Below are 7583 nucleotides of genomic sequence, written 5' to 3' on the forward strand. Positions count from 1 at the left end.
CTCAGCCGGTGTTCTGCAAGCCCGCCGCGACGCCGTTGACCGACAGGAGCAGGAGCGTGGACAGCCGGTCGCGCTCCCGTTCCGACGGGTTGCCGGTGCGCAGCGCGCGCAGGGCCCGCAGCTGGAGATGCGACAGCGCGTCGACGTACGGGTCGCGCAGCTGGACCGCCCGCGAGAGCACCTTGCGGTTCTCCAGCAGCCGCGTGTGCCCCGTGACCCTGAGCACCAGCTCGCGGGTCCTGTCGTACTCCTCCAGCACCTGCCGGGTGAAGTCCTCTCTGCCGCCCAGCGCGAGGTAGCGCTTGGCGATCGAGCGGTCGGTCTTGGCCAGTGACATCTCGGCGTTGTCGAGCATCGCGTTGAACAGCGGCCACTCGGTGTACGCCGCCCGCAACTCCTCGATGTCGCCGACAGCCGCCAGGCCGGTGCCGAGGCCGTACCAGCCGGGCAGGTTGACCCGGGTCTGCGCCCACGCGAACACCCACGGGATCGCCCGCAGGTCGTCGAGCGAGCGCGGTGCGCCCAGGCCGCGGCGGGCCGGGCGGGAGCCGAGGCGCAGCGTGCCGATCTCCTCAAGCGGGCTGACCAGGCCGAACCACTCGGGGAAGCTCTCCGCCTCGGTCAGCGACCTGTAGGCCCGCTCGGACGCCGTGGCGACCTGCTCGGCCAGGCCGCGGAACCGATCGGCGGCGGCCGCGGTGCGCGACCCGATCGTCGGCGAGGAGGCCAACAGCACGGCGTTGGCCACCTGCTCCAGGTGGCGGCGGGCGATCGCGATGTGGCCGTAGCGGGCGAAGATGACCTCGCCCTGCTCGGTGACCTTGAACCGGCCCGCGACCGAACCGGGGGCCTGGGCCAGCACGGCGCGGTTGGCCGGGCCGCCGCCGCGGCCGAGCGCGCCACCGCGGCCGTGGAACATGCGCAGATTCACGTCGTGCTCGGCGGCCCAGCGGGTCAGCTCCTCCTGCGCCTCGTAGAGCCGGAGCGTGGCCGCGGCGGGGCCGAGCTCCTTTGCCGAGTCGGAGTAGCCCAGCATGATCTCCATGCGCCGGCCGGTGTCGGCCAGGCGCTGCCGCACCTGCGGGATGTCGAGCATGCCGGTGAGCACGCGCGGCGAGTTGGCCAGGTCCTCGCCCGACTCGAACAGCGGCACGACGTCGAGCACGGGCGCGCGGTCGCCGAGCGCGTGCCTGGCCAGTTCGTAGACGGCCGCGACGTCACCGGCCGAGCGGGTGAAGGAGACCACGTAGCGGGAGCAGGCGCTGACCCCGAACCGCTCCTGGATCCAGCCGACCACCCGGATCGTGGCCAGGACCTCCTCGGTGCGCTCCGACGGCTCGCCGCCCGCCCGCAACTCCTCCAGCGCGGCGGCGTGCACCTGGGAGTGCTGGCGCACCTCCAGCTCGGCCAGGTGGAAGCCGAACGTCTCGACCTGCCAGATGAGGTGCTGCAACTCGCCGTACGCCTGCCGCGGCGCGCTCGCCGCCAGCGACTCCTGCGCCAGGTGCAGGTCGGCCAGCAGCTCGTCGGGCGAGCGGTAGGCCAGGTCGAGGTCGCGGCGGTGGGTGGCGGCGATGCGCGCGGCCACGAACAGCAGCCACTGCCGGTGCGGCTCGCGCGGCGAGCGGGTGGCCAGCTCGGAGACGACCTCGGGGTGGGCGTCCCCGGCCGTGGCCAGCGCCGTCTTGAGCTCGGGCGAGCAGGGGGCGAACTGGGCGGAGGCCGTCAGCGTGCGGCCGATGCGCGAGCACGCGGTCTCAAGGGCCGTCAGCACGTGCTCGGACTGGATCTGGACGGTCTCGCGGGTGACCCTGGCCGTGACGTTGGGGTTGCCGTCGCGGTCGCCGCCGATCCAGCTGCCGTAGCGGATGAACGGCCTGGCCTGCGGCGGGCGGGTGCCGGTGCCCCCTTCGGCCGCTGTGCCGGCCGCTGTGCCGAGCGCCGCGTCGAGTGCGCGGTAGACCTGCGGCACCGTACGGAACAACGTCTCGTCGAAGGCGGCCATGGCGGTGCGCACCTCGTCGAGCGGGTCGAGCTTGGTGGAGCGGAGCTGGGCCGTGCGCCACAGCAGGTCGATCTCCTCCAGCATGCGCCGCTTGCTCTCCGCCCGCTCGGAGGCGCCGCGGCCCGGGGAGTTGTACTCGGTGAGCTGGCCGCTGACCCGCTGGATCGCGGTGACGACCGCGCGCCTGCGCGCCTCGGTGGGGTGCGCGGTGAGCACCGGGTGCAGCTCAAGGCCCTCCACCAGCTCGGTGACGCGCTCGTGACCCAGCTCGCGTACGGCCTGCGCGAGCGACTCGCGCTGCACTCTCCCCTCGGCGTCGCGTTCGCGCAGCGTGCGGATGCGGTAGTGCTCCTCGGCCAGGTTGGCCAGGTGGAAGTAGCACGTGAACGCCCGGGCCACCTCGACTGCCCGCTCGATCTCCCATCCTGCGATCATGGCGGTGATCTCGTCGGCCGAGATCTCGCCCCTGCGCGCGGCGATGACCGACTTGCGCAGCCGTTCGACGTCGGCCAGCAGGTCTTCGCCGCCCTGTTCGGCCAGCACCTGGCCGAGCAGCTTGCCGAGCAGGCGCACATCGTGGCGCAGCTCGTCCGGCATCTCGGTCACGGCGGCGCTGCGATGTTCGAGCCCCTGGTCAATCATGTTTCGAAGGGTAGCGAGTCGCCACGAACGACCGTAGACCGGTCTCATCAATTGGACTAGACCATTGGGTGGGAAGCGGGTTTCTGGCAGGTCAGGTGGGCTTCGACACCGCCGCGAGCAGATCGGGCATCCGGGCGAATCCGAGCTTGGCGCCCAGCCGCCTGCCGAGCACTTCGGCCAGCAGGCCGTAGAACGGCGCCACCGCGCACACCCAGAAGAGCCCGAACAGCAGCGCCACCACGAACGGCGCCATCAGCAGCGCCATGCCGGCCGACGCGCCCAGGGCGGAGGCGAACGCCTGCCCGCCCTGTCCAGGGGCGGCGCCGGTGAAGGCGTTCATCCGGTCGGGCACCGTGTAGGGCAGGATCACGCTGGTCACCGATCCGACGCCGAACCCGATGCCGAGCACTCCCCATCCGGCCAGCGTGGCCGGCAGGATCATCGCGGGGTGCCCGGTGAGCAGGCCGGTGGCGACGGCGAGCGCGGTGACCAGCGGGGCGGCGACCAGCACGCCCGCCAGGTGCCGCCCGGCCAGGTCGGTGGCGAGATCGCGCTCGGAGCCGAACGCCACGGCGTTCATCCACAACGAGCGCCCGTCGATGCCGAACGCGTTCCCCGACTGCAGGGCGATCATGAGTGCGCCCATGCAGGAGATCACGATCGGCGTCCATTGGCCGCCCCCGCCCCGATCGGGATCGCTCAGCGAGAACGACAGGATGAGGGTGACGACGATGGCGCTGGCCCAGCCCACGCGGAACCTCGGGTCGCGCCTGATGTACTTCAGCTCCTTCGTCACCACCGCCGCCAGCGGCCCGTCGGGCAGGACCCGGTCGACCAGCCCGCTCTCCCTGCGCACGGAGGCCGCCTGGGTGGAGGAGTCGGGCATGACGAGGGCCCGGCTCAGCGCCTTGACCCACAACCAGCCGAGCGCCACCACGAGCAGGGCGAGCAACGCGAGCTCGGCCAGCCCGGTGAGGCCGCCGTCGGCGATGGCGTGCGCCGCCAGGCCGGGCGGGGTCCACCTGAGCAGGCCCGCCATCTGGTGCAACATCGCCGTGGGGTCGCTGAAGCCACGGTTCATCAGCAGGTTGGGGAGCTGCGCGAGCAACACCAGGGCCAGCGCGCTCACGGCCAGCAGGTCGCGCCCGCGCCGGGTGCGCAGCGCGCTGGAGAGCGTGGTGGTGAGCAGCCTGGACGCCACCACGCAGAGCGCGAACTGCAGCAGCACGGCCGGCACGCCGAGCAGGATCCCGCCGGGGCCCGACGCGACCCCGACCAGCGCGCCGCAGGTCACGACGAGCGTCGCGAGCGGCCAGACACCGGTCACCGACGCGGTGAACATGCCGACCGCGAGCCGCCCGGTGCGCAGCGGGAACAACGACAGCTTCGCGGGGTCGAGCGTGTCGTCGAGGCCGAAGGCGAGCAGCGGCCCGATCATCCAGCCGAAGAAGAACGACGCGAAGGCGAGCGTCAGGAGCGAGGCGGAGATGACGCCTGGGGCCAGCCTGAGCAGGCTCATCAGCAGGAAGCCGAGCGCGGCCAGGCCGGCGGCGATGGCCGCGGTGAAGACGAAACCCAGCTTGCGCTGCGTGTCGCCGCGCAGGTTGCCGGCCAGCAGCCGGAGCTTGAGCTGCGCGAACAGCAGGACGGTGCTCACCTGGGGCCCTCCGGCCGGGCGCCGAGCCAGCTCAGGCCCGCTTCGCGGCCGTGCGGCGTGCCGCCGACCAGGTCGAGGAACGCCTGGTTGAGGCTGCGCCCGCCGCGCACCTCCGCCAGCGGGCCCTGCGCCACGATGTGGCCGGCGCTCATCACGGACACCCAGTCGCACAGCCGCTCGACCAGGTCCATCACGTGGCTGGAGAAGATGACGGTCGAGCCGGACGCGGTGAAGCGCTGGAGCACCTCGGTGAGGGTGTTGGCGCTGACCGGGTCGACGCCCTCGAAAGGCTCGTCCAGGAAGAGCACCGACGGGTTGTGCAGGAGCGCGGCGGCCAGGCCGATCTTCTTGCGCATGCCGGTGGAGTAGTCGACGACGAGCTTGTCCGCGGCGCCGGTCAGGTCCATCACGTCGAGCAGCTCGCCCGCGCGCTGCTCGACGTCGGCCTTGGGGATGCCGCGCAGCCTGCCGTTGTAGAGCAGCAGCTCGCGGCCCGACAGCCGCTCGAACAGCCGCAACCCCTCGGGGAGCACGCCGATGCGCGCCTTGACGGCGACGGGGTCGCGCCACACGTGGAGCCCGTCGACCTCGGCATGGCCGCCGTCGGGACGGAGCAGCGCGGTGATCATGCCGAGCGTGGTCGTCTTGCCCGCGCCGTTGGGGCCGACGAGGCCGGCGAAACTCCCCGCGGGGACCTGGAGATCGACCCCGGCCACGGCGACCTGCGAACCGTAACGTTTGACCAGGCCATGGGTGCGAACGGCATCCGTCATGGATCCACTCTGGCGGACGGACTAGATTTGCGCGCATGACTGCAGCGGCTGACGACCTACCGGAAAAGCTGGATATTCATACCACTGCTGGAAAAATCGCTGACCTGGAGCGACGGCTCGACGAGGCCGTGCACGCGGGGTCGGCGACCGCGGTGGCCAAGCAGCACGCCAAGGGCAAGATGACCGCCAGAGAGCGCGTGCTGGCGCTGCTGGACGAGGGCTCGTTCGTGGAGTTCGACGAGTTCGCCCGGCACCGGTCCACGATGTTCGGGCTGGAGGAGCGGCGGCCGTACGGCGACGGCGTCATCTCCGGCCACGGCACCATCGACGGCCGGCAGGTGTGCGTGTTCTCGCAGGACGTGACGGTCTTCGGCGGCTCGCTCGGCGAGGTGTACGGCGAGAAGATCGTCAAGGTGCTCGACCTGGCGATCAAGACCGGCTGCCCGATCATCGGCATCAACGAGGGCGGCGGCGCGCGCATCCAGGAGGGTGTGGTCGCGCTCGGGCTCTACGCGGAGATCTTCAAGCGCAACGTGCACGCCTCCGGCGTGATCCCGCAGATCTCGCTCATCATGGGGGCCGCGGCCGGCGGCCACGTCTACTCGCCCGCGCTGACCGACTTCGTCGTCATGGTGGACCAGACGTCGCAGATGTTCATCACGGGCCCCGACGTGATCAAGACGGTGACGGGCGAGGAGGTCACGTTCGAGGAGCTCGGCGGGGCCCACACACACAACACCAAGTCCGGGGTGGCCCACTACCAGGCCGACGACGAGGCCGACGCTCTCGACTACGTCAAGGCGCTGCTGTCATACCTGCCGTCCAACAACCTGGACGAGGTGCCGGTCTTCGAGCCGGCCGCCGACCTCGAGCCCGATCCCGAGCTCGACGTGCTGATCCCCGACTCGGCCAACCAGCCGTACGACATGCACCGGGTGATCGAGCACGTGCTGGACGACGGGGAGTTCCTGGAGGTCCACGCGCTGTTCGCGCAGAACATCGTGGTCGGCTACGGTCGCGTCGACGGCCAGCCCGTGGGGATCGTGGCCAACCAGCCGATGCATTTCGCCGGGTGCCTGGATATCGACGCCTCTGAGAAGGCCGCAAGATTTATTCGAACATGTGATGCCTTTAATATTCCTATCCTGACTTTTGTTGATGTACCGGGTTTCCTCCCCGGGACCGATCAGGAATGGAACGGAATCATCCGCCGCGGGGCCAAGCTCCTCTACGCCTACGCCGAGGCCACGGTGCCACTGATCACGGTGATCACACGCAAGGCGTACGGCGGCGCGTACGACGTCATGGGCTCCAAGCACCTGGGCGCCGACGTCAACCTGGCCTGGCCCACGGCCCAGATCGCGGTCATGGGCGCACAGGGAGCGGTCAACATCCTCTACCGGCGCGAGCTGGCCGCCTCCGACGACCCCGACGCCGTGCGCGCGAAGCGCGTCACCGAGTACGAAGACACGCTGACCAATCCGTACATCGCGGCGGAGCGCGGCTACGTGGACGCGGTGATCCGGCCGGCCGAGACCCGGGCACAGGTCACCAGGGCGCTGCGGATGTTGCGGAACAAGCGGGCGACGCTGCCGCCCAAGAAGCATGGGAACATCCCGCTATGACGAGCCATCTGCGCATTGTTCGTGGCGACGCCGCGCCCGAGGAGATCGCCGCGTTGGTGGCGGTACTCGCCACTCGACACGCCGAGCCACAGGCGCCTCCCGCTCGCCGACGGCAAACGTGGCGAAACCCCGCCAGAGGTATGCGTAAGCCTGTCGTCCCAGGGAAGTCGGCATGGCGGATGAGCGCTCTACCCTAGATAGATCCTGTGAATCGGGTGTCAAGTTCCTCGGGAGTTGGGACTATCTAGAGAAAGTAGGCGTATATAGTCAGCCGATCAACTAACACCCGCGGCCTGGAGGACGACATGGCCATCCCAGACCTCATGCCGCATCCTGTGGCAGCCAAGTACGCCGTCCTAGTGGATGTCGGTTATCTGTACGCTGCGGCAGGTGAGGTGCTGCTCGGCGCGAAGGAGCGCAAGGAATATCGGGTGGCCGCCGATGAGCTCATCCAGAGCCTACAGAAACATGCAGAGGAACGTATTTCTGGCGAACTCCTGCGGATCTATTGGTATGACGCAGCCCGCGACCGTGTGCCCACCGTCGACCAGCGGGTCATCGCCCAGCTTCCCTGGGTCAAGGTGCGGCTTGGCAACCTGAACGCCCGAGGCCAGCAGAAGGGTGTGGACGCGCAGATCAGGAGCGATCTGGAGGCCCTGGCCCGGCATCATGCGGTCACCGACACGATCCTGCTGGCGGGCGATGAGGACATGGTTCCGGCGGTCGAGGCGGCGCAGGCCTACGGCGTCCGCATCCATCTGTGGGGGGTCGAGCCGCCTTACGGCACCAACCAGGCCGAGCGCCTGGTGTGGGAGTCCGACACCGTTGAAGTGATCACCGCTGATTTCCTGAGGCCCTTTTTCAGCCGTGCTCCCCAGCCC

General features: G+C 70.0%; 6 protein-coding genes. 3 read left to right on the plus strand and 3 right to left on the minus strand.

The features are described from left to right. Nucleotide 1: 1 nt before the first annotated feature. The 3 genes from E1294_RS37465 to E1294_RS37475 all read right to left on the minus strand — a co-directional run bounded on the left by E1294_RS37465 (nucleotide 2) and on the right by E1294_RS37475 (nucleotide 5077). Nucleotides 2–2647: a phosphoenolpyruvate carboxylase gene (locus tag E1294_RS37465; protein WP_132515716.1), complete on the minus strand. Its 2646-nt coding sequence runs from the start codon at nucleotides 2645–2647 to the stop codon at nucleotides 2–4. A 91-nt stretch (nucleotides 2648–2738) separates the two neighbouring features. Next, the gene (locus E1294_RS37470; RefSeq protein WP_132515717.1) at nucleotides 2739–4304 is read right to left on the minus strand and encodes a hypothetical protein; all 1566 of its coding nucleotides are present in this window, start codon (nucleotides 4302–4304) and stop codon (nucleotides 2739–2741) included. After that, entirely contained in the window at nucleotides 4301–5077 is a 777-nt protein-coding gene (locus E1294_RS37475; RefSeq protein ID WP_132515718.1) for an ABC transporter ATP-binding protein, read from the minus strand. The genes E1294_RS37470 and E1294_RS37475 overlap by 4 nt, the downstream gene beginning before the upstream one ends. A 35-nt stretch (nucleotides 5078–5112) precedes the next feature. Here E1294_RS37475 and E1294_RS37480 point away from each other — a divergent pair, with 35 nt between their 5' ends. The 3 genes from E1294_RS37480 to E1294_RS37490 all read left to right on the plus strand — a co-directional run. Then, nucleotides 5113–6702 carry an acyl-CoA carboxylase subunit beta gene (locus tag E1294_RS37480; RefSeq protein WP_132515719.1) on the plus strand — a complete coding sequence of 530 codons (1590 nt, stop codon included), beginning with the start codon at nucleotides 5113–5115 and terminating at the stop codon, nucleotides 6700–6702. Next, complete coding sequence (locus E1294_RS37485; RefSeq protein WP_132515720.1) at nucleotides 6699–6899, plus strand: acyl-CoA carboxylase subunit epsilon; 201 nt, start codon at nucleotides 6699–6701, stop codon at nucleotides 6897–6899. The genes E1294_RS37480 and E1294_RS37485 overlap by 4 nt, the downstream gene beginning before the upstream one ends. Before the next feature lie 108 nt (nucleotides 6900–7007). After that, nucleotides 7008–7583: NYN domain-containing protein (locus tag E1294_RS37490; RefSeq protein ID WP_132515721.1), on the plus strand; the 576-nt coding region annotated here is incomplete at its 3' end.

This window comes from Nonomuraea diastatica, assembly GCF_004349015.1.
GTDB lineage: Bacteria > Actinomycetota > Actinomycetes > Streptosporangiales > Streptosporangiaceae > Nonomuraea > Nonomuraea diastatica.

Excerpts from the sequence above, each read along its gene's own strand:
- E1294_RS37465 (WP_132515716.1), bottom strand. The coding sequence starts at position 2,647 with ATGATTGACCAGGGGCTCGAACATCGCAGCGCCGCCGTGACCGAGATG.
- E1294_RS37475 (WP_132515718.1), bottom strand. The coding sequence starts at position 5,077 with ATGACGGATGCCGTTCGCACCCATGGCCTGGTCAAACGTTACGGTTCG.
- E1294_RS37480 (WP_132515719.1), top strand. The coding sequence starts at position 5,113 with ATGACTGCAGCGGCTGACGACCTACCGGAAAAGCTGGATATTCATACC.
- E1294_RS37485 (WP_132515720.1), top strand. The coding sequence starts at position 6,699 with ATGACGAGCCATCTGCGCATTGTTCGTGGCGACGCCGCGCCCGAGGAG.